18 protein-coding genes, 1 tRNA gene and 1 pseudogene are annotated in these 23,155 nt (G+C 43.5%); 11 read left to right on the top strand and 9 right to left on the bottom strand.

Going from position 1 to position 23,155, the window contains the following annotated elements:
* Window positions 1-105 precede the first annotated feature (105 nt).
* Window positions 106-567 carry a ribosome maturation factor RimP gene (gene rimP, locus ACM0OZ_RS00100; protein ID WP_073632735.1) on the bottom strand — a complete coding sequence of 154 codons (462 nt, stop codon included), beginning with the start codon at window positions 565-567 and terminating at the stop codon, window positions 106-108.
* Between the two features lie 271 nt (window positions 568-838).
* On the opposite strand from rimP, the gene ACM0OZ_RS00095 reads away from it, so the two are divergent.
* Complete coding sequence (locus tag ACM0OZ_RS00095) at window positions 839-1,030, top strand: hypothetical protein (RefSeq protein WP_414580718.1); 192 nt, start codon at window positions 839-841, stop codon at window positions 1,028-1,030.
* Window positions 1,031-1,698: 668 nt separating this feature from the next.
* On the opposite strand, the gene ACM0OZ_RS00090 is transcribed toward ACM0OZ_RS00095, so the two are convergent.
* Window positions 1,699-2,778, bottom strand: coding sequence for an RNA-guided endonuclease InsQ/TnpB family protein (locus ACM0OZ_RS00090; protein WP_414580717.1), 1,080 nt, complete (start codon window positions 2,776-2,778; stop codon window positions 1,699-1,701).
* Window positions 2,779-2,837: 59 nt separating this feature from the next.
* Here ACM0OZ_RS00090 and ACM0OZ_RS00085 point away from each other — a divergent pair, with 59 nt between their 5' ends.
* Entirely contained in the window at window positions 2,838-3,026 is a 189-nt protein-coding gene (locus tag ACM0OZ_RS00085) for a hypothetical protein (RefSeq protein WP_332991446.1), read from the top strand.
* A gap of 163 nt (window positions 3,027-3,189) precedes the next feature.
* Here ACM0OZ_RS00085 and ACM0OZ_RS00080 read toward each other — a convergent pair whose 3' ends face one another.
* The 4 genes from ACM0OZ_RS00080 to ACM0OZ_RS00065 form a co-directional block, all read right to left on the bottom strand.
* Entirely contained in the window at window positions 3,190-4,641 is a 1,452-nt protein-coding gene (locus tag ACM0OZ_RS00080; RefSeq protein ID WP_414580716.1) for a hypothetical protein, read from the bottom strand.
* A 122-nt stretch (window positions 4,642-4,763) separates the two neighbouring features.
* Complete coding sequence (locus ACM0OZ_RS00075) at window positions 4,764-4,910, bottom strand: hypothetical protein (RefSeq protein WP_414580715.1); 147 nt, start codon at window positions 4,908-4,910, stop codon at window positions 4,764-4,766.
* 58 nt (window positions 4,911-4,968) lie between these two features.
* On the bottom strand, window positions 4,969-5,868 hold the full coding sequence (locus ACM0OZ_RS00070; RefSeq protein WP_414580714.1) for an SDH family Clp fold serine proteinase: 900 nt from the start codon (window positions 5,866-5,868) through the stop codon (window positions 4,969-4,971).
* 948 nt (window positions 5,869-6,816) lie between these two features.
* Window positions 6,817-8,739 carry a protein kinase domain-containing protein gene (locus ACM0OZ_RS00065; protein WP_414580713.1) on the bottom strand — a complete coding sequence of 641 codons (1,923 nt, stop codon included), beginning with the start codon at window positions 8,737-8,739 and terminating at the stop codon, window positions 6,817-6,819.
* Between the two features lie 597 nt (window positions 8,740-9,336).
* On the opposite strand from ACM0OZ_RS00065, the gene ACM0OZ_RS00060 reads away from it, so the two are divergent.
* The gene (locus ACM0OZ_RS00060; protein WP_414580712.1) at window positions 9,337-10,260 is read left to right on the top strand and encodes a c-type heme family protein; all 924 of its coding nucleotides are present in this window, start codon (window positions 9,337-9,339) and stop codon (window positions 10,258-10,260) included.
* Window positions 10,261-10,471: 211 nt separating this feature from the next.
* Here ACM0OZ_RS00060 and ACM0OZ_RS00055 read toward each other — a convergent pair whose 3' ends face one another.
* From ACM0OZ_RS00055 to ACM0OZ_RS00045, 3 genes are all read right to left on the bottom strand, one after another.
* Window positions 10,472-11,725, bottom strand: a complete 1,254-nt coding sequence (locus ACM0OZ_RS00055) for a protein kinase domain-containing protein (RefSeq protein ID WP_414580711.1) — start codon at window positions 11,723-11,725, stop codon at window positions 10,472-10,474.
* Between the two features lie 288 nt (window positions 11,726-12,013).
* Window positions 12,014-12,931, bottom strand: coding sequence for a phosphate/phosphite/phosphonate ABC transporter substrate-binding protein (locus ACM0OZ_RS00050; RefSeq protein ID WP_414580710.1), 918 nt, complete (start codon window positions 12,929-12,931; stop codon window positions 12,014-12,016).
* 474 nt (window positions 12,932-13,405) lie between these two features.
* A tRNA-Val gene (locus tag ACM0OZ_RS00045) sits at window positions 13,406-13,477 on the bottom strand.
* A 277-nt stretch (window positions 13,478-13,754) separates the two neighbouring features.
* Between ACM0OZ_RS00045 and ACM0OZ_RS00040 the strand changes: the two genes are divergently transcribed.
* The 8 genes and pseudogenes from ACM0OZ_RS00040 to ACM0OZ_RS00005 form a co-directional block, all read left to right on the top strand.
* On the top strand, window positions 13,755-15,371 hold the full coding sequence (locus ACM0OZ_RS00040; RefSeq protein WP_414580709.1) for an anthranilate synthase component I: 1,617 nt from the start codon (window positions 13,755-13,757) through the stop codon (window positions 15,369-15,371).
* A gap of 145 nt (window positions 15,372-15,516) precedes the next feature.
* Window positions 15,517-15,795, top strand: a complete 279-nt coding sequence (gene pipX, locus ACM0OZ_RS00035) for a transcriptional coactivator PipX (RefSeq protein ID WP_041037012.1) — start codon at window positions 15,517-15,519, stop codon at window positions 15,793-15,795.
* A complete protein-coding gene (locus tag ACM0OZ_RS00030; RefSeq protein ID WP_414580708.1) occupies window positions 15,792-16,466 on the top strand; it encodes a YggS family pyridoxal phosphate-dependent enzyme in 675 nt (224 codons plus the stop codon). The genes pipX and ACM0OZ_RS00030 overlap by 4 nt, the downstream gene beginning before the upstream one ends.
* A 401-nt stretch (window positions 16,467-16,867) precedes the next feature.
* Window positions 16,868-17,458 (top strand): cell division protein SepF, encoded by a 591-nt coding sequence (locus tag ACM0OZ_RS00025; RefSeq protein WP_414580707.1) that lies wholly within the window; start codon window positions 16,868-16,870, stop codon window positions 17,456-17,458.
* Between the two features lie 145 nt (window positions 17,459-17,603).
* On the top strand, window positions 17,604-18,416 hold the full coding sequence (gene proC / locus ACM0OZ_RS00020; protein WP_414580706.1) for a pyrroline-5-carboxylate reductase: 813 nt from the start codon (window positions 17,604-17,606) through the stop codon (window positions 18,414-18,416).
* 173 nt (window positions 18,417-18,589) lie between these two features.
* Window positions 18,590-21,265 carry a DEAD/DEAH box helicase gene (locus ACM0OZ_RS00015; RefSeq protein ID WP_414580705.1) on the top strand — a complete coding sequence of 892 codons (2,676 nt, stop codon included), beginning with the start codon at window positions 18,590-18,592 and terminating at the stop codon, window positions 21,263-21,265.
* Window positions 21,266-21,383: 118 nt separating this feature from the next.
* Window positions 21,384-21,611 (top strand): hypothetical protein, encoded by a 228-nt coding sequence (locus ACM0OZ_RS00010; protein WP_414580704.1) that lies wholly within the window; start codon window positions 21,384-21,386, stop codon window positions 21,609-21,611.
* A gap of 1,206 nt (window positions 21,612-22,817) precedes the next feature.
* A pseudogene (locus ACM0OZ_RS00005) lies at window positions 22,818-23,021 on the top strand (zinc ribbon domain-containing protein); the annotation flags it as partial.
* Window positions 23,022-23,155 lie beyond the last annotated feature (134 nt).

The following is a 23,155-nucleotide window of genomic DNA, read 5'->3' as shown; positions in this document are numbered from 1 at the left end:
AGGAACCATAAAAGACAAATGACATACACACCCCTAGCGGGTTTCCCGTAGGGTTGGACAAATGACGAAGAACAAAAAGCTAATAGTTAGTAGCTGATAGCTCTTTTATCGCCGCTCATCCAGCTGCACCCTGGTAATCAAGGAGCGAGGGATTTGGACGACACGACCTTTTTGGTTTAAATAAACTGCTGTCTCATCCCGGCGAATCAACTGACCATTCCACTCTTGCTGTCCTTCGTAGGGTGGCGAAGTCTGGACAATCACAGAAAATCCCTTGAAGGAAATAAACTCTCGGTCGGTTGTCAGTTGTCGCGAAATACCAGGACTGGACACTTCCAACACATAAGCATCTGGAATAATTTCCGTCGCATCTAAGGTAGCTTCTAAAGCACGGCTCATTCTTTCGCAGTCATCCAACCCAGTGTCCTGTTGAGGATTGCGAATGTCTACCCGTAAAATTGGCGGACGTTGGTTCGTGTGAAAAACCACGCCAACAACTTCTAATCCCAGTTCTTCTGCCACTGGGGTCGCCAATTCAATAATTTGTGGGACGAGAGGGTGAGTCATGCGGCTATTCCAACAAAAAAAGTGGGCTATTACCCACTTCCTGCGATAAAGATATCTTCCAAGAAGTCTACAGACGAACTTGTATAAGTTCGCCTTTGATCTAAGTTTAGCGCATTTTTTTTGGAGCGAGAAGCAAAAACCGATTTTTAATCATACGTTGTAATTCTTTATTGTACACTTTTTCATCCCCAAAACAGTGCTGAGTACTGAGCTAATTCCAGCACAAGCCTCTGACTCAACCCAACGGTCTGACAACTAAAGAAAACAGTAGATGGTTACAAGACGAAACCATCACATTGCTAATCGTCGCAAAGACTTTGATCTCAAATGCCGTATCAAACTTTGTGACCAAGCTCAAATTATCTTTGCACAAGACCGTGAAGTACCCACCACCAAAACGGAGTACTGTTTATGGTGGGGGTTTCCAGTTTCATTCGTCGATGCCACGTTGGGGATTCCTTAGCTCAGGAATTCGGAACCAAATCCGATGATGGTCTTACTCGGCGTCCGGAGGTTTGAGGCTCGGTCGTTACTCCCGTACACCCGTGTGTACCCTGGCAGCAACCCGTCTCCCGCAGGTTGTTTAAATTGTTTTGTGCCACTTGGTTTTCAAAGCATGGAGGTTGTTATAACAACCCAATAATGTCTGATGACATCTTGCACTCTTGTTTTATGGATGCCGAGACAAACGGTGGGCGAGTGCCTCACTTCGTGAGGAGCTGAGTGGCAAAGGCACAGGCTGCGCGAACGCTAACATCAACGTGCAAGGACTACTTCTCTTATCACCTAGGGCGACTGTTATCAGCCCATGCATTACCATGTAGACCTGCTGAATATATTTATACATTAGCCTATTTGTAGAACAATGGGGTAACACCGTGAAAGAAAAAGTATTGCGATTTCGGATGCATGAGCGCAGATATAATAAGCTCAAACTATATGCACATAGCAAGCAAAAAACGATGACTCAGTTGATAGAAGACTGGGTTGACAGATTGCCGAACGTAGAAATTGTACAGACGCCTTGGCAGGGCGTCTCTACGGACATCTGCTATATAAAACCTAGACAAATCTAGACATTTACTTCTTACGTCACGGGGAGCATGGGAGCGGTTATCCCTCAGTAAGCATTCACGCCAAAGCCCTGCGCGATAAATTGATTGCGGCGTTTAAATCCCTATCCATTACGTGTCCACAATGTTCACATGAGTAGACACGTTCACTTAACAACAGAGATTTTTTCTTACAACCACAATTACTACAGGTTTTAGAAGACGGATACCATCTATCTGCTAAAACTAGCTTGCTTCCAAACTTTTTGCACTTATATTCAAGCTGCCGCTTAAATTCATAGAATCCGCAATCAGCTATGGATTGAGCAAGCTTATCGTTCTGCATCATGCCCGAAACATTCAAGTCCTCAATTACTATCACAGCGTGGTTTTTGCATAAGTAATTGGTGACTTTATGGAGCGAATCCTTACGAATATTTGAAACGCGGTTATGATGCAATGCTTGCTTAATTTTTGACTTGTGGCGATTGCTGCTACCTTTGACTTTTCGTGCTAAAGATTTAGACAATCGCTTTAATTTTTGGATACTTTTCTTGTATGCCTTGGGATTGGGAAATACAACACCAGTACTAAGCGTAGCCAGTTCTTTTATCCCTAAATCAACGCCTACAACTTCAACAGATTTTGGTGTAGTTTCGGTTTCAACACGGTGTGCAAACGCGATATACCAATCATTAGCTATCCGAGATATTGTTAACTTGGTGGTCGTTGTATGCGGCAATCCTTCATAAGTTTTGACCCAGCCAATAGTGGGTAGTTTAATCCGTAAGCCACCCACAGGTATGGGTTTTCCGCTAGCGTCTATAGTAAAAGAATCGTTTCGACCTTTCTTTTTAAGCTTCGGATATTCGCCTAGTCCTTTAAAGAATCGGTCAAAAGCTGCACCCAACTGGTCGAAAGCGTATTGAGTTATTTTCTGACAAATACCTTTTTCTCTAATCCATCCCAACTGAGTCTTGACTGAGTTGTTGAAGAACTTCTTGAGCAGGTATTTATTAGGCTTGTATCCATCTTGATATAAGTTTTTCCAGGTTGCTAATCCCCAGTTATAAGTAAAGCGTGCTATACCTGTGTGCTTGCTCATTACGGTTTTCTGTTCAACCGTTAGTTTTAACTTAGTCTTGATGGATAGAAGCATTGTTCGACCTCAATACTTGTGTTATACCTATCAGTATACCAATAAACAGGATACCGTCAATGACTTTTCAAAAGAAACATAAGTTAGGTGCACTTCCTTTTAATGAGGAGCCTTTCGACAAATCGCCCCTATGCCTGAAAGTACGCGAAGGTGTTAAAGAGAAACTAAAAGCCGTCCCTAACTGGCAGGAACGACTAAGAAATCTTATTGATGAATTGATTGAAAATACGGGGGATGGTTGTCGGTAAATGACTAGTTTTGTCTATGATTATGATGTCTTAAGACAAACTCCTCACAGCTGGACCGACGATCAACATAGATCCGAGATGCCCTCGTCGCCGTCCGGCACAGCAATCCCGCCACTAAACGGAGTACCGTTATAGTGGGGACTTACGCCGACTTAGTTAACAATCAGGTTCCTTCTCTACGCACCAGTGCGGTAGAGTTTTTGTCTTGTACAGGCGGAACTGACGGCTGTCTTCGTAGCTGCTTGGTTTGTTCCAGAACTTTCCACAGATCCTCTTGTGACAGGCGTTGGACGTAGTTGAGCTTCACTTCCTCTAAAAAGTCAATAAGTAAGTTCTGAATTTCTGAGAGGACGTGTTTTTTCTGCATTTCTGTTCCCAAAGCTTCGCTAAAGCGTTGCAAGAGTTGACTCGAAAGTTTCGCTCCAACTGGATCCTCTGTTGCGCTGACGATCGCACCATAAAGGTTAGCCGTGATTTGGGTTGCCAGTTGGTCGCTCAGCTGAGTTTGCATCACCTCTAGCCCTGGTAAGGAGTGCAGGTTGCGATACATGGGAGCTTGTGTGATGGCGCTTTCGATATTATGGCGCAAAATAGCAGCTATTTCGGGTTGGATTTTTGGCAGCACTTGGTAAACAATTGTTTTTACCAAAATAGATCCAATTGCTTCTACTTCATTAATATTATTGATATCTATGTAGGAACGCAGGTTTTCGTTTTGTGACAGCCAATGTTTTAGCTCGCCCCGTTGAATAGACCCCTGAACCTGGTTAATAACCCGCACTACGACAATTTCTGTGATTTCTTCGGCAAAATTCGCGACAATTCCTTGATGAATTTGCTGGCGTAGTGGATGGAGATTTAATAAACGTGCGTGGTCGAGGCGAATTAATACAGGTATAACTCGTAAAGTTCGCCAAAATGGTAGCAGCAAAAACAAGTCGTACCAACGCCACAAAATCGCATTTGACCAGCTAAAACCAGGGTGCTGACGTTTGATATAAAAGCTACGTGCCAGTAACTCTACAGCAAATAAAATCACAAATGGTAAGTCAATTCTCCAAAATTTATCAATGAGTTCACCATTTTCTCCAATACTTCGGTAGTAGTTAGTGATAATTAAAGGACGAATTGTTTGGTTGAAAAAATTAATTTCTTGGTTCCAGCCACGTTTTGATAAATACGCCTGGCTCCAGAAAGTGGAAAAGGCTTGCTTGGAAGATTTAACCCCTATGCGATCGCGCATCCGATTTTTGATTTTTTCCAAGGTACCACTTTTATCAACCGCCGCAAACGGGTTACTATCAATCATCTCACCACTAAGATTTCTAAGAGCCTCGAGTTCTGTTGCCACCTGAGGCGATCGCAACCCTGTTTGACTCACCTGTTCTGTAAGAGCGTCTACTGTTGCCAGATAATTTTCCGTTTCTCGATGAGCTTCAATCCCTTTAATTGGGTCGTATATTCGAGTCATTTGCGGCAGATTTCGTATATAAAAATCTCGCCAAGGAACATAACTTAAATCAAATAAAACTAAGCCTAAATTAACAGAGGCAAGAATTGCCATCAATCGCTCAAACCATAAGTTACGCTGCGTTAGAGGTTTTACGTTAGCCATTGGCTTTTAAATAAGTAAAGTACAGATTTTGAATACAATATCTCTAAATTACGTGGTTTTAGGTCTTGCCAACCTATACCTGCTGATTTTAAAAACTAAATTTATAGATAGGTGACAAAACCTTAGCCAACAGCAAAACCAACCACAACGCCTACTTCTACACCAGAGGTGTTACCTACAGCGACACCTACTCCCACAACAAAGGCGTCGCCAACTGCGACGCCTACTTCTACACCAGAGGCGTTACCTACAGTGAGTCCTACGTCCACACCTAGAGTGTCACCGACAGTAACGCCTACACCAATGCCAAGAAGATAATGAATTGGCTTAACTCAACTGGCTTGGGCTAGGTTCTTCTAAAGGTCTACCTTTGGGAGTAGGTAAAATTGGGCGGCGGTCATCGTAAGGCATAGGAATGTACTGTACGCTGGGGCGTCCGCCTTGTGGTTGTGGGTATAAATCCATGAGGTCGTAAATCACACGGGGCAGTCCGGCTGTTATGGGCAGCCCCATTTCCGTTGCTTCTTCAACGGTGATTGGGTAATCGTGAGTTACGCGCCCAGTTGTTAGGGCATCGATAATATTTTCGATGTTTTCTGGATTGACTTTCTGTTTGGGTACTGTATCTTTCAACAGAGTCCGCACAAAGCGCTGCACTTGGTTGATCGCTTTGCGTGATAAATCTGCCATAATCAAAGTCTGGTCGTCAACTTCACCAATGGGCTTCTGTTCAACAACTTTAATGATGCTGGCTGCTGGAAAGTTACCCAGTTGTGGGTCAACTGGTCCAAGAACAGCGTTAGCATCCATGACAATTTCATCAGCAGCAAGGGCAAGCATTGTGCCGCCACTCATCGCGTAGTGAGGTACAAAAACGGTGACTTTGGCAGGATGGCGAATTAATGCTCTAGCTATTTGTTCTGTTGCTAAGACTAAACCACCGGGAGTATGCAAAATTAAGTCAATCGGGACATCTGGCGGAGTGAGGCGAATTGCCCGCAGAATCTGTTCTGAATCTTCAATGGTGATGTAACGTGATACGGGAATTCCCAGAAAGCTGATAGACTCTTGGCGGTGAATGAGCAAAATCACCCGGCTTTTACGTTGCTGCTGAAATTCCTGTAGAGAGCGAACGCGCCGATACTCTATCTGACGTCTCTGCCACAGGGGTTGCAGGGAAGAAAGAAGGAGGAAAATCCAGAATAAATCGCCTATACCGAAGCCCATATGCTATTCAAAATTAAGTTAATATGCCTAACTTAGGCAAGCGTCCTATCTCCTTACTTTGAGTAAAGGCGTGTCAGCTAAGGATAGATTGCCAAAATTAGGGTTACCGCCCTTATTGTTTCAATTTTTGGCAAATATTAAGTCTATCTAGAGAGTTAGAAGAATTGAACCGCAGAGGCGCTGAGGACGCGGAGGATGTGTCGAGTGGCAGATATTTTTTCAAGTAATCATGAATACATAAATATAATACATAAATATTAATAAATAATTAATAAATATTAAATGCATTGACTGAATTAGCTAGCTCGGGTAAAAGCCCCACGTCTCACCCGTTCGCGTAGCGTGCCGAAGGTATAGGGGAGCGTGGGATGAATGCCCGGGCACTCAAGGTACGTCCCCTGACCGATTTTCTAGGTCGTTAGAAGAGGGAATGGGGACAGTGCCTTGAGTACCAATCTCCGTGTTGGGCAACCTGTCAACAAGCGTCTTCGACAATTTGAGTAACCGTCTTGTCGCGGCTCGCAGTATATGACCGTAACTTGTTTAACCTACTTTGTTGATATTCTTAAATTCAATCGTGATTCTTTTATAATGGGTAGGCAATATCTACCCGCTATGTTAAAATAAAGAAGTGCTGACACTCGCTGAAAATGCTGGTTGCACTTTATACCTAGACAAGTAAAGATACGGCGTTGCATTGGGAAGTGCGGTCTTAAATACGCTATTAATAGCCGACTACTGCCTCCAATGCGTAAAATCTTTAAGGAACGTAGGTGAATGGTTTTTTTATCATTCGAGTCGGGAGGGGCACGTGCCTGACCATAAACTGCGGTAGTGGGAAACAGTTGGAGTACCACGTTCGCGCAGCGTCTCCCCTTGGGAGAACGAATTTCTGGAAGGAGCAATCTGCCAGAAGCCTACAGCTACTCGAAGAGAGGTGTAGGAGTGTCACGAATAGGATCGCCAAATTTTGATAGTATCGTCATCGCTGCCGCTGACAATGGTCTGCCCATCTGGACTAAAGGCAACGGATCTGACGTAGTTGGAATGACCGCTAAGAGTGCAGATTTCTATGCCTGTACTTATCTGCCAGATTTTGATAGTTTTATCCCAACTACCGCTAGCAAGAAGCTGCCCATTCGGGCTAAAGGCAACTGAACACACTGCCTCGGAATGACCTATGAAGGTACGAATTTTTTCTCCTGTAGTCACTTGCCAAAGCTTGATTGTCTTATCAGCACTGCTACTAGCTATAAGTTGTCCATTTGGACTGAAGGCAACCGAGTGAACGAAAAAGGAATGACCTGTGAAGGTACGAATTTCTCTGCCTGTATTCACTTGCCAAAGCTTAATTGTGCTGTCAGCGCTACCACTAGCCAAAAGTTGCCCATCCGGACTAAAGGCTACTGACCATACTGAGTCGGAATGACCTGTGAAGGTGCGAATTTCTCTGCCTGTATTCACTTGCCAAAGCTTAACTGTGCTGTCAGCACTGCCACTCGCTAAGATCCACCCTAGCCTTATAGAACCTTTGCTCGATGAGGGCAATCTCCGCAGGTAAGTTTCTTCTTCTTGATCAGAGGGGTTTGGGAATATTGGACTAAAGGCTACGGAATTAATCCAGTTGCCATTACTAGTCAGTGTGTAAATTTCTTTTCCTGTAGCAACCTGCCACAGTTTGATGCTTTCATCCCAGCTGCCACTGGCAAGCAACTTTCCGTCTGGGCTAAAGGCGACGGTATAAACAATGTTGGAATGACCAGAAAACCAACGACCAAAGGTACGCAGTTGTTTACCAGTTTCTAGTTGCCACAGTTTGATTGTGTTGTCATTGCTACCACTAGCTAGAGTCTGCCCATCCAAGCTAATAGCAACGGCAAAAACCATGCTGGAATGACCTTTGAGGGTATGTACGCATTGCCACTTTTGCCACTTTTGAGAAGTGACAACAGATGGTTGGAGTGATTGCGGGTTGGGCTGTGGGAAGTGCTGAGTCGGGAGTGGTGAGTGGGGTGTTATCACCTGCGTGACAGGAACCTCCTCAACCTTACCATCCAATAAATCCAGCCACTCCTGTATGGACTGGGGGCGGAGATCAGCTTGCAAATCCATCCCCCTCATAATTGCTTGATTGACTGTGTCGCTGATATTAGGATTGAAGTGTTTTGGTGGTTCTAGGGGAATGTTGCGCCGTCGTCTGTCATCAGCATTCCTTGGAATTAATCCGGTAAGTAAAGTATACAAGGTGGCAGCTAGCGCATATACATCAATGTATGCTCCCCGTGCTGCTTCCAATTCATACTGTTCCGGAGGAGCAAAACCAGGAGTGCGATACACTGTATGTCTTTGGATAACATTCGGGATAAATTCTCTGGCAATCCCAAAGTCAATGAGCACAGCTTCTGATTTGCCAGCGCGAATCATGATATTGCGCGGTTTGATGTCGCGATGCAGCAAGCCTTTAGAGTGAATGACCTTCAAAGCATCGCCAATTTGCCGGATGTACAAAAGCGCTTCAACTTCTGATAACACCCCCATACGCCGAAGGCGATCGCCTAAGTCTTCACCTTCGATATACTCTATCACCATGCAAGGCAAATTTCCTTCATCAAAAATGTTTTCTATCTGCACTATATGAGGATGGCGACACACGGCAAGCCGAACAGCTTCATCGCGGAAGTCTTGCTTTAATTTAGTTTGATGAGGTTTCCAGGTAGAATCATTGAGGATGTCTTCTCTAAGAGTTTTAATGACCCGCAATTCATCCCGTTCGTTTCTGGCGAGATAGGTGATACCAATTCCACCTTCGCCTAGTTTTCTTTCGATGATGTAACGTCCCCCAAATAACGGCTGTCCTGGATTCCAGACCATTAGATTTATTGCTAAATTATGCTATTTATTTTGCCACGCTATGAAAGCTGGGTCGGAGGGGAGTAGGCAATGGAGACAAGATGAGGAGGTGGGCTTTAATGACTTTTTCTCTTCCCCTGTCCCCAAGGCTATTTGTCACTTTATCCCCTTCTTTTATTCTCCCACTGCCAACAGCCGTCTTACTCAACTCGAAAAACAGCTGACTAGCAAGTTGGTAGCATCTTAAATTTGTTGAACAAATGAACTTTAAGACTAGCTACGTTTTCATTATGAAACTGAAGAATAAAGTACATGAAAAAGTTCCAATTAGCAAAAGTAAAAGGTTGTAGGTTGAACAATACATAATTCTTCAAAATTATGACGAGAAAGATGCCTTAATTAATTTAATAATTAAGAATAATTTGCTAGCCATCTAATTGTTTCAAAAATGTTAGGATAGAATCCGGAATGCCACCAAGTTATTTTGTAACTACCTATATTCTTATGTAAAGTAAGATTATGTAAAGTAAGATTCACCCTCAGCCCATCCATACAACGGGTTATGCATGAGTTTAATTATTTGCTCCTTGTACTTTTATTTTCACATAATCTGGGGTTATGTTAAAAAATTTAAAATTGAAACAAAAATTTACAATTTTGCTACTCGTAATTCTTGTAGTAGGTTTAAGCTTAAGTGGATTAGTTCTTTCTGCTTTACTGAGGCAGAACGCCACAAATGAAATTGCCTCAAGAGCTTTAACACTCATTGACACAATGACTTCTCTACGTGAGTACACACTTACTCAAATCTATCCAGAACTCTCTTTTAAACTGGAAGAGAAGTTTCTGCCCCAAGTTGTATCCGCATACTCAGCGCGGCAAGTCTTTGAAATCCTACGAAAAAAACCAGAATATCGCGACTTATTTTATAAAGAAGCAGCCATAAATCCCACTAATCTTCGGGACAAGGCTGATAGTTTTGAAGCACAAGTTTTAGAGCGTTTTAGAAAAGAAAAAGATTTAAAACAGGTGAACGGATTTCGCTCACTTCCTGGTGGTGAAATCTTTTACATTGCTCGTCCGTTAACAATTAGCCAAGAAAGCTGTCTTCAGTGTCATAGCACTCCTGAGGCTGCACCAAAAACGATGATTGAGCGTTTTGGCGCAGTCAATGGATTTGGGTGGCATTTGAATGAAATTGTAGCTGCTCAATTTGTTTCCCTACCGGCGAGCAAAGTCATCGAAAAAGCCTATCAATCTTCTTTATTAATAGTGGGACTGGTTTCTACTGTTTTTATAGCTGTTATCTTTTTAGTCAACGTCTTTTTGAATCGACAAGTTATTCTTCCTCTCAAGCGTATAACCCGTGTAGCTGAGGAAGTCAGCACGGGGCATATGGAAGTTGACTTTGAACAGATTTCTAATGATGAAATTGGTAATCTTGCCAAAGCTTTCAAACGAATGAAGTTAAGTTTAGAAATGGCAATGAAAAGAATCAGACGTACTCAGGGAGGAAATACAGGAGGCTCAGCAGGATATTAAGCTTTAAAGAAGAACACAGAATGCAATTGGGTGGGAATGCATGAGCCTACCAATTTTGTTAACCATCAATTCCTAGATTTTGGTGGAAAACTTCAGATCTTCTACTCTCCACCTAGTTCGTACAAACTTCAGGTTGAAGATTCTCCTAAGTTCTGACAACTGTGTTCTGAGTTCTTTGTTGTTAATATGTATGAACGCAACTTGATATGGCTCATGAAAACAAGCGTTTTCTAAATTCAAAAGCTGCTGCTGCATCGGGAATTTCCGCTGCCAAAGATTCAACAAATTGGTAGGGTGAGACGTGAGGAGTTTCAGCCAATGTCTCTTCTACAACTAAACTTGCTATTGGTCCAATGTAGTAAGCTAGCTCTTGCTGACAACGTTGTATGAAAGTTGGATTGAGTGAGGATTGTTGTGGTTGTGCTTGTGGCTTCATTTGAGGAGTTTGTTGCTGGCTAGATGATATAGCCGAACTCACTATTGTTTCTGAATTTTGGTTGTGTGAGTACCCTCTTGTGACTCCAGGCCCAGATGCATTTGCAATGACAGTCGTAGGTAAATCAAGTATTGTTGATTGTGGTATAACTTGAGGCTGTCCAAGACGCTGTAATTCGGCGAGAACTTGCTTTGAGGATTGATATCGCTGCTTTGGCGTATCGGCTAGCAATTTATCGAGTATTTGAGCAAAATCATTGCTAACATTGGTGTAAAAATGCCATTTCCACTCTAAAGAATACTGATCCATAAGGAACGACGGATCTCTACCTGTGAGCAGTACGACTGCAGTCACACCTAGAGCATAAAGGTCACTACTCGGAGAACACAATCCTAAGCTAATTTGCTCGCGGGGAGCATATCCCACTTTGCCCACAAGTGACATTTTGCCAACAAAACTCATGTGGTAGGCATTGCTACCTTCGTTAACGTCAGCTATCTGCTTTCCGACACCGAAATCAATGAGCACGGGCAAATTTTTGCCCTGAGGCAACATGATGTTATCAGGAGAAATATCTCGATGGATAATGTTGTGCTGGTGAACATAGTCCAACACAGGCAACAGATTTTTTAGCCACTGTATAACTTCGCCTTCCGAAAAAGCTCGTCCTTGGTTTTGCCGTTCTCGCAACAGCGCTGAATATGTTTTACCATCAACAAATTCTTGTACTAAAAACAGCCGACCATCTCCTTCAAAGCAAGCCAAGAAACGAGGAATCTGAGGATGTTCCAACTGGTGGAGAATTTTTGCCTCTCTTTTAAACAAGTTGCGACATTTTTCTAGAGCATTTTCCCCTGAACCAGTGGGTGCAAATTCTTTGAGGACGCATGGTTCATTGAAGCGACGAGTATCAAACGCCAAGTATGTTCTTCCCAGCCCTCCATGTCCCAAGAGTTGTTGAATGATATAACGGTTATCAATCATCGTTCCCGAAGGAATTTCTGGTTTGATTAAGAAAGACTGAGACATAACATTGCACTCCTAACTATCCTAACTATTTCGTTTATCAATAATTTTGAGTTTTTTAAGGTAAAAAACTCTATTAGGTAAAAACTTTAATAGACTTACAGAGCCTAGATTTTCTATCATAACTATATAACAACCCGTATCTTTGCTTAGTAGCACTCTGTTACAAAATAGACCACCTCTTTCTTACGAGTTTATTGCTTATCAGGTCAGCCTGTTGAGACTCTAATGACTTATCGGTAGAATTTACAAAAAAAACGCAAAGAAAGGATGAAATTTTATCAAGTGGTATTAATTAACCGCTTGTCCACCAACCTTCTGTTGATTGGCAGATTGTTGATTGAGTAAGACGGCGGGTGTTTTCTTGACCTGCGCCTCAATAGGTCTGACTTTCTCGACTAATTTAATGAACTGCTCGTAGTTAGGTACTTTTGCTAGAGGGACATAACCAGCATCTGCTGTAATATCTCCAGGCGCTTGGCTCATCGCTTTTTGAATTTGCTGCTGTTGATTGCGCTCTATGGACGGTGCCAAGATAACAACTGCAGGAGGAATCCATCGGCTAGTGTGTAAAACCCTAAACTTTGTTGTCCTAAACTCTCGCTGATAAAGCTCAAAATCTGTTTCCGATAATGCGCCAGCATCAACGCTACCGTCATTGAGCCACTGTAGTACTGTTTTGGGAGTGGGAGCAAAACGGATTTGAGCAAGGGTTAAACCGTACAAATCGTACAAAGGAACATAATAGCCAGCAGCAGAACCAGCTGCTCCTAAAGCAAGGGTTTTATTAGCTAGGTCTGCCATTGTTTTTATTGGTTTATCATCTCGGACTATAAGCAAAGAGCGTTGTCTACCAGTGGTTCCCTCCATAGAGAACAGAGGCGTGTAGAGTTCTTTGCTTATAGCAATTGCTGCTAAGCCCGGAGGTGCAAAAACAATTTCCCAATTTTTGTGTTGAATTTGCTCTAGAGCTTGTAATTCGTTATAAGCTGGTTCAAGTTCTACAATCGACTGAGTTTGTTTTGCTATGTAGTCTTTGAAGCGCTCGTACTTGTCTAGAGAAACGGCTCCTTCGCCGTAACTTACCACACCTATAGTCAGTCTTTCTGATCTAATGTCTTCTTTTTCATTATTACATCCAGTTCCTAGTAACCCAATAAGTACTAGGAACTGGATGAGCAAAATACGTCGTAAAATAATGGTTTTCATTATTAAATGATAATTTCAGATAATTTCTCAAACTAAAGACATTTTGATTATCGCTATTTCAAGTGATTAATCTGCTAGTGATGGAAAGATTTAATTTTTTATCAGTCTTTTGTTGCTATTTGAAAATATGAGTTGACGAAACTACATTCGTTTATGAGCCTTATGAGAACCAAACCTTAGATTTGCATAAGCCAGGCTTGTCACTCCTCAATATTATTAGGACTTACGCACACTCTACGAATTCGGGCGCGTTCTAGCCTGCGGTATGCCAAGGGCGTTAGCGTATCTCCTGCCCAGACGCTGCGCGTATGCCTGATTCCACTTAGCTCCTCTGGAGCGCGAAGCTCTCCCGAAGGGAGCAAGAGGCACAGATATCTCCTATGCCCAGCGGGTACGACCACGGCTATCGCCGCAATTCGTAAGCTCCTAACAAATTACTTGTTATTTAACATAAAGTTATTTCACATAAATCAATGGGCGATACTGGACTCGAACCAGTGACCCCTTCCGTGTGAAGGAAGTGCGCTACCACTGTGCTAATCGCCCAATTCTATCTAATATAACACAAGTAGCGGTAAATCCGAAAGTACAAGAACCTAATGAAGACATAGGCGTTCTGTGGATTTGGAGTTGTAGAAGCTTGTGCATAAGGGGCAGAGGGAAAAAATAGGGTCATGTGTTGACTCAAGGAAAAACCGCTATGATATTAAGTTTCAAGGGACGTGGCGCACGTTTTTGTCCACAAATGTTTGTTTAGCATAGAAAACACTGTCAACACCCTCCGTGGTCGCGCCACGGTTTCTACACTACCGGAAGATTTTAGATGACAAAGCCTTGGTATTGGCGATCGCTCCCCTTAAAAAATCGTACTGGCTGTGATGTTTTTGCAGCCTTATTTCGCCATACTTCTACCTCTTTGCCTAAAATTGCCACTCTGTTAGAAAGTCCCCACGCAAAATTTGACCGTTCCCAACTAGCTCGATATTCTATCTGTGCAGGCGCTCCTCGGCTCGTCGATGGAGTTGTGCAAATGTGGACACCACCACTTGGACAAGTTTTACCGTTTCTGGAACAGTTGTTACACACAAGAGGACACTCCGACAGTGCGATCGCGGGACGCACAGAAATTCCTCCCCACCTTCCCTTCACTGGTGGTTGGCTGGGTTGGCTAGGTTACGACATTGCATGGGAAATTGAACAGCTACCGCGTTCCAAATATGATACTCTCCCGTTTCCAGTTGCGTTTTGGTACGAACCCGATTGTTTTACCATCTTAGATCACTGGGAGCAAATTCTCTGGCTAGCCGCCAGTAACTTTGCACAATTGGATGAGTTGGAGAACAAGCTGCAACGACAAGATCACCAGGAAAAAATCTTTTCCTCATCCCCCTCATCTCCCTCATCCCCCTCATCTCCCTTATCCCCCCCACCTCCCCATTTCTGGACTTCTCAAGAGGAGTATGAAACTCTTGTAAAGCGTGCCAAAAAATACATTCAGGCTGGAGACATCTTTCAGGCGAATCTGTCACTACGGTTTGAAGCACAGACTGCTGCTTCTGGTTGGGAAATTTATGGTGCTTTGCAACAGATAAATCCTTCTCCTTTTGCAAGCTATTGGCAAACTCCTTGGGGAGAGGTTATGAGCTGTTCTCCAGAAAGGTTGGTGCAATTACAAAGATGTCCAGACGGGAAATCGCACGTCTCGACAAGACCGATTGCTGGGACGCGATCGCGTGGGATCACTCCAAACGCCGATCAACAACTAGCACAAGATTTAGTGGGCAGCACCAAAGAACGCGCTGAACATATTATGCTAGTTGACCTAGAACGCAACGATTTAGGGCGAGTGTGCGAATGGGGAAGTGTTGCTGTTGACGAATTGCTAACAATTGAGCGTTACAGCCACGTTATGCACCTTGTCAGCAACATCAAAGGTAGCTTAAAATCTGATTGCAACGCCGTTGACTTGATTCGCGCCATGTTCCCTGGTGGCACGATCACAGGTTGCCCTAAAGTCCGCTGCATGGAAATTATTGAAGAACTAGAACCGATGCGGCGTAGTTTGTTCTATGGTTCCTGCGGTTATTTAGATTGGCGGGGTAACTTAGACTTAAATATCTTGATCCGCACCCTGCTATTATCTCCCTCTACAGGACGAGACAGGGGGGATAAGGTAGACTTGGGGACAAGGAAGACAATAAGGAATTCTCCTGTGTTTCCCCATCTGAGGACTCCCCACACCCGTACGGGCGCAACGCCTTGTCCTACAACCCCCACTTCCTACTCCCTACTTAACACCGTTTGGGGACAGGTTGGAGCAGGTATTGTTGCAGATAGCGATCCCGAGAGAGAATGGTATGAGTCTTTGCACAAAGCGCAGGCACAACTTAAGGCACTGACAATGGTTATGAGTCAACAGTGCATCAGTCCTGAATCCTGAGTTTGTAGTTCAGAGCTATTAACTGATGGCTCTTGGTTTGGGGCTTTTTAGGATTTTCAGTCAAGATTTTGGCGAAATGTGTCCATTATCGTCAAAATTTTTCTATTCAACTGCAAAAATATTTATACTCATCCCTTGATATTAAATGAACTCAGACAACTCGGAAACTTACATAAATCATCCAACTTGGGGTTTGCTCTATAGGATTTGTATGGTAGATGAGAACCAAGAGTTGTTCACAACACTGTATGCCCAACGCTTATTCTTTTTAGTAGCAAGTGACATTAAAGGTATGAAGTTCCAGCCTATTGGACGTACTGAGGCTAGAATGATGCTGGAAAATCGCTTGCGTAATTTGCGCCGTACAGGACAATCTCAGGAGTACGATCAGCTTCAGAGTGTTTTCCAACGCACCTTCCAATGAACAGTTCGATTCACGAACGTATTATCGCCCTTCGTTCCTCCCTACCAGATTCAGTCCGGTTAATTGCTGTTACCAAGCAAGTATCCCCTGAAGTCATGCGCTGTGCTTATGCTGCAGGAATTCGGGATTTTGGCGAGAGTCGCATCCAAGAAGCAGCTAGCAAACAGGCTCAATTGCAAGACTTATCAGATTTGACTTGGCACTTTATTGGACATTTGCAAAGCAATAAAGCCAAAAAAGTCATTGAACAATTCCAGTGGATTCACTCTGTAGATAATTTAAAACTCGCTCAACGCTTAAACCAATTGGCGCAACAGTTACAAGTGAGTCCTCAGGTTTGTCTGCAAGTCAAAATACTTAGCGATCCTAACAAGTCGGGTTGGAGCATATCACAACTCTTAGCTGACTTAAGCGCCTTAAATGAATGCAAAAATTTACAAATTCAGGGTTTAATGACAATTCCACCTTTGGGATTGAATGATTCAGAGATTCTAAATGTCTTCAATCGCACCCATGAACTCGCAAAAGAGATCCAAGAACAAAATTGGTCTCATATTCAAATGAAACACCTTTCGATGGGGATGTCAGGGGACTACAAACTGGCAGTGCAAGCGGGTGCAACAATGGTGAGATTAGGAACTATCTTGTTTGGAGAGCGTTTGCTCCTTTAGCGACGCAAACAGAGAAATTAAGGAGTTCAAAAGTTATATAAATCACAATAGTTACTGAGATTGTGAACTTTTAAACTCCTTAATAAAATATTGTAGAAAAAAAATCAGAACATACTGGTTCAATCGGTCACAAAGGATATAGTATTGACAAAAGTAAAAGTAAACAGAATATTGGGGGAAAGCACTTCCCCAAGCCAAGTGGTTAAGATATAATCTTGACTCATTGTTGCCTAGAAAACATATACAGGTCTTACCAGGAGCGTTTATTCAAACGAAAACCTGTAGGAGATAGTACAAACAGCGAAAAAATGGCTGAATTGTCTGGTCTTTACAGGAGTAAAAATAAATTGAATCAGTTTTTGCCATATTGGTTACAGTGATTGGGACTAGGAGGGTAAACCATGAACAATATTTTTTCTAAACTGAGAGACTTCGTAGGTCTAAATGAGCAAGTAGAATACGAATATTATGAAGAAGAACCTGATACAGAAAATTACCAAAATGTGTATCAGGAACAAAATGCCCAAGGGGCACAGCAAGAAGCTGCTGCTCAAAATCGACGGTGGCGTGAACCCATGAATACAATGGGAGATGTAAGTGCAGCGGGATCAAAGCCGATGAGTAATGTTATTGGTATGCCAGGAGCAATAAATGGGATCTCAGAAGTATTGGTGCTAGAACCACGCACCTTTGAAGAAATGCCCCAAGCAATTCAAGCGTTGCGAGAACGCAAGTCAGTAGTATTAAATTTGACAATAATGGATCCGGATCAAGCACAGCGTGCCGTAGATTTTGTAGCGGGTGGCACTTACGCACTTGATGGACACCAAGAACGCATCGGCGAAAGCATATTTTTGTTTACACCAAGCTGTGTGCAAGTTAGCACTCAGTCAGGAGTTCTTCATGAAGTACCTCAACCTACAGTGCGTCCCTCACGTTCCACAGGACCAAATCCAGCGTGGGGAAATGAAGGTAACAGGATGGCACAATAAATATAAATTAGTGATAAGTCAAGAGTCAAGAGTCTAAAGTCCAAAGGCATTGACTCTTGACTTTTGAATTTTGAACGCCAGTCGCCGTGAGAGCGGGAAACCCTCCAAAGGGCGCTGTCTCCTCTTGAGTTATGACTTATGAGTAATGACTACTAAATTTGGCTTGATTGGTGGCGGGGTAATGGGAGAAGCGCTCTTATCCCGCCTTATTGCTCGAAAAATTTACCAACCATCAGAAGTCCTAGTTAGTGAACCGCAAACCTCACGGCAAAGTTTTTTGGAAGACGAATACGGGGTTGGGATCACAGCGGATAATCGTGTGGTATTCACACCAACAACGGAAGTCGTGTTTTTGGCAGTGAAACCTCAGGTGTTTAGTGCGATCGCCCAAGAATTGGCAGATGTCATCGCTGGCGATTCAAAGCCACTCATAATATCTATATTAGCAGGTGTGACTTTGAGTCAGTTGGAAGCGACTTTTGGACACTTACCAGTGATTCGGGCAATGCCTAACACTCCAGCAACCGTAGGGGCGGGGATAACTGCGATATCTCTAGGTGCTTATACCAAACCAAGTCACCAGGAAACCGCCAAGCAACTTTTCTCAGCAGTGGGAGAAGTGGTGGAAGTTTCAGAAAGCTTAATGGATGCGGTGACAGGACTATCAGGATCAGGTCCAGCTTACGTAGCACTGCTTGTGGAAGCACTTGCTGATGGAGGAGTCGCCACAGGGTTACCTCGGGCGATCGCCAATCAACTGGCTTTGCAAACTGTACTAGGAACAGCAAAGCTTTTACATGAAACCAAATTACACCCAGCAGAACTTAAAGATCGCGTCACCAGTCCAGGCGGTACGACAATCGCTGGGATTGCTCAACTAGAAAGAGCAGGGTTTCGCTCAGCTTTAATAGAAGCAGTCAAAGCAGCAACAGCCCGCTCACAAGAATTGGGAAAGTGAGAAATTGGAGATTAGCGACTAGGAACTAGGTGTTTCATCAATGCTGAATTTTTTCATGCGTAATGATTATTACCCAATCCCAAATCCCGAATCCCTAATCGCTAATAACAAATAACTAAGTTGACAAAAGAGTCGTTAATATAGTAAACAGTTTTGGTTGCAAATGTAATTGAGTGAATTACCCTGCGCTGTCTCCAGAACTTGACCCAAGTTCTGTATTTCCTTTTCAACTGGATCAGTTCCAGAAAGATGCGATCGCTTCGCTGAATGCTGGAAATTCCGTAGTGGTGTGTGCACCCACAGGTTCAGGCAAAACATTAGTAGGGGAATACGCCATATATCGCGCCCTGTCGCGAGGAAAGAGAGTGTTTTACACCACTCCCCTAAAGGCGCTTTCCAATCAGAAACTACGTGACTTTCGCGAAAAATTTGGCTTTGACCATGTTGGACTGTTAACTGGAGATGCCTCCATTAACCGAGATGCACCAATTCTGGTGATGACCACAGAAATTTTCCGTAATATGCTCTATGGCACACCGATAGGGCAAATCGGGATTTCTTTAGTAGACGTTGAGGCGGTGGTGCTCGATGAGTGCCATTACATGAACGACCGTCAACGGGGAACAGTTTGGGAAGAATCGATCATTTATTGTCCCCGTGAGGTTCAACTTGTAGCCCTGTCAGCAACTGTTGCCAATAGTGATGAACTGACCGACTGGTTAAATCAAGTTCACGGTCCTACCGACCTCATATACTCGGATCATCGCCCAGTGCCTTTGGAGTTTCACTTTGGCAATGTCAAAGGGTTATTTCCCCTGCTTAATGATGACAAAACCCAAATTAACCACCGTCTGTTGAAAAAGAGGAAAAAAGGAGATAAAGAAAAGAGCAAAGCGAATGTAAAAGCCGAGACTCCCAGCATTCTTCAGGTTTTGAGCCAGCTACAAGAACGGGATATGCTGCCTGCAATTTACTTCATCTTCAGCCGCCGGGGATGTGATAAATCCGTGGCGGATGTTGGTGATTTTCCGTTGGTGAATAAGGAAGAGGCGCAGCAGTTGCGTCGGCAAATTGATGAATTTTTAACCCGCAACCCTGAAGCAGGACGTTCTGGACAGATTGCACCGTTGTACCGGGGAATAGCAGCACACCATGCTGGAATTTTACCTGCGTGGAAAGTGCTGGTCGAAGAACTCTTTCAGCAAGGGTTAATTAAAGTCGTGTTTGCCACCGAAACCTTGGCAGCTGGAATTAATATGCCAGCCAGGACAACGGTCATTTCCACCCTTTCCAAGCGTACCGATACCGGGCATCGTCTGTTGAATGCTTCCGAATTTCTGCAAATGGCAGGAAGGGCTGGTCGTAGGGGGATGGATGAACGGGGTCATGTGGTGACGCTGCAAACCCCCTTTGAAGGAGCGAAAGAAGCGGCGTATTTGGCAACATCGAAAGCAGATCCCCTAGTGAGCCAGTTTACACCAAGTTACGGCATGGTGTTGAACTTACTGCAAACCCACACTTTGGAGCAAGCCAGGGAACTGATAGAACGCAGCTTTGGACAGTACTTGGCAACCTTGCACTTACGACCGCAGTACGAGTATGTAGCTCATTTGCAAACACAACTCGCTCAGCTTCAAGCGCAAATCGCCGCCATTGACGAAGGCGAATTGGCTGTTTATGAGAAATTGCGGCAACGCCTGCGAGTCGAACGCCAGCTGTTGAAAACGCTGCAAGAGCAAGCGCAGGATGCCCGACAAGAGGAATTGGGCATGATGTTAGACTTTGCAGTGTCGGGAACGCTTTTGAGTCTCAAAAGTAAAAACTTCACAATGCCTGCACCCATAACAGCGGTGTTAGTGGGGAAAACGCCAAATCCTGGTCAAACTTGTTACTTGGTATGCTTAGGGCGAGATAATCGCTGGTATGTCACGACAGCCGCTGATGTCATGGATTTGTATGCAGAACTGCCGCGAATTGACCTGCCAGAGCAGCTGGTACCACCACCAGAGATGCCTTTAAAACGGGGACAGTCAGTTCCTGGTAACGAGGAAACAGCAGCGATCGCCCAACAGATTCCCGATCCCACGGAAGCTGCATATATGGCTCCAGAAGTCGCAGAACAGCTGCGTCGTGTTGTTGCTGTGCAAGAGCAATTAGAAGCTCACCCCCTGCATCAATCAGGCAATGCTAGCAATATTTTCAAACGCAGAACACAGGTTGCTGAACTTGAAGCCGAAATTCAACAGATGCAGGCACAAGTAGAGCAACAGTCGCAGCGCAATTGGGAAGAGTTTCTCAATTTAATTGAAATTTTGCAGTACTTTGAATGTCTGGATAACTTAGTTCCCACGCGGCTAGGGCAAATTGCAGCAGCGATTCGGGGAGAAAATGAATTGTGGTTGGGGTTAGCATTTGCCAGTGGAGAATTGGATAACCTAGATCCACACCATTTAGCAGCGGCGATCGCGGCTTTGGTGACAGAAACTCCACGTCCAGATAGCATGGTTCGCTTTGATCTGAGTGAGGAAGTGCTAGAAGGTTTGTCACGATTGCGGGGAATTCGCCGCAAGATGTTTCAGTTGCAACGTCGTTATAATGTGGCTTTACCGATATGGTTGGAGTTTGAGTTAATTGCCCTAGTAGAACAGTGGGCGCTGGGTATGGAGTGGGTAGAACTTTGCGAAAATACCAGTTTGGATGAAGGTGATGTGGTGCGAATATTACGTCGAACCTTAGATTTACTGTCGCAAATTCCTCACGTACCGCATTTATCAAACTCCTTGCAGCGTAATGCCCATCGTGCTATGCAGCTTATTGATAGGTTCCCAGTTAATGAAGTAGTGGAATAAGTTAGGAGTTAGGAATTGGGAGTTTTTAGTCCTGAGTCCTAAGTCCTAAATACTAAATTTTCATTTCAAAGTTACAGTTATTGCGGCAAGGGAAACAGCTTAATACACCAAGTTTCCAGTGTTGCGCAGCTGGCGTAAAGAGTTTATACAAGCTGGACAGTCGCAGCCAAACTTGGCGATCGCAGCATCACTTTCTTCTTCAGTAAATTCTACCGAAGCAATATTCCGCCCAGCCTCCCCTGTCGTCACGGTTGATGCAGGTGTAGAAGGAGATTGTTGCTTCCTCTGTGAATCCCGGATGCACACTAACTTGTTAACAGCGTGGGGACTAACTATACAGGTTTGACCGTCTTTGTGGATCAATCCCTAGCTAGGAGCAGCGTGTGCGGGATGAATGGCTGCCAAAGTAGACATCAGCGATACAAAAATAGAGGAACTAGACAGCAAATTAAGTATAAGTTTTCTGTTCATCAATTTCCTTCGTGTCCTTAGCAAATTTTCCTGACCGCTAAGATAATCTAATTCACTGTTACAGGTCAAGAAACTTTTTATCAGGAATACCAACAATTCTTCTGATTTTTTCAACCAATAAACTTTTCCTTATATAGCACAAAGCAAGCTAAATTTTATTTCTACAATTTTGTCAAATTAAAGTTAATAAAATGAGAATAATAACCATAAACTTTTGCTCATCTTCAGCGCCACTACAGTCATGAAATAAGCTGTTGGACTTGTGCGCCAACTTTCAAACAATAGGGTAGACAACAAAGCGAGTCTTGGAACGCTAGAGGTTCCTAAGCAGCCCACGAATGAATTGGGGAGACAGTGCTTCGGGATTCACCTTCGTGTATGCAAACGGCAATGGGCTTCAAACCCCGACTCTCTAGCCAGATCTGTAAATTCATGCAGCAATTCTGACTTCTGTGGTTCTGATACCAAGTTGCGTTCATATATCTTACCCTTGTCTCCCTTGTCTCCCTTCCCCCTTCAACAATTGATATCTTTGAACAAGAGTAATGAGAATTCCCTAACAAAATAGAATAATAACATCCAACAGCCAGTCTAGTTGACTCTTTAACCAAAATAAACTAAGTCTATGATCCGCCGCATTCAGCCTCAGCAATATTACCAAGGTAAATAAAACTAACATATCACTAACACTGAATAAGTGTATAACTATACTATTTAAAGTTTTTAGAAAAGTTATACTAGTTTTTAGGTTCTACCTGGGAATTACTTAGAAGTGGCTTTGCCACTTCTTTTTTAAAACCTAAGGAAAAGATATAGCAATTTTTAGTTGAGTGGAATACATCAAGAAATAAGAACCGCTCATCGGACAGTCATGGGACACAGATAAATAATTACTTTATTTAAACGAAAAGTGCTATAATATCTTCTCAAAAATGGAGTATACCGTGAAGTATAAAATACTTTATACTATATTCTTGCTGCTTTCTTTTGTGCATTAAATTCAGTCCTGAGGGCGAAGCGAGGGATGCTTTCGTCAGTTTTCATCTGATATACGGATCGATCTTTATTTGAGTTTCGTCGCCAGTTGACCTACAAATGTGAGTTGTATGGCTCAAAGCTTGTCGTAGTTGACCGTTGGTTTCCGTCTAGCAAGACATGTTCAAACTGCGGAACTAAAAAAGAAACACTCACTTTGGATGAGCGAGTGTTTGAATGTTCCGAGTGCGGATTCAGTTTAGACAGAGACTTGAACGCTGCAATCAATTTGTCAAAAGTCGTCAGTTAGACGGAGCTCGCGCCTGTGGACTGGTCTTGTTGCCGACTTCTCCAGTCCTGTTGCAGGAAGTAAACGAAGCCCAAAGTAGATATAGCAACCGCCAAGGCGGTTAGGACGTAAACTAAAGGTATTATCGTAACCTG

It is taken from the genome of Scytonema sp. PCC 10023 (assembly GCF_963920835.1).
Taxonomy (GTDB): domain Bacteria; phylum Cyanobacteriota; class Cyanobacteriia; order Cyanobacteriales; family Nostocaceae; genus Kalymmatonema.
The sequence above is the reverse complement of the archived record's forward strand: the minus strand, read 5'-3'. Positions and strand labels throughout refer to the sequence as shown.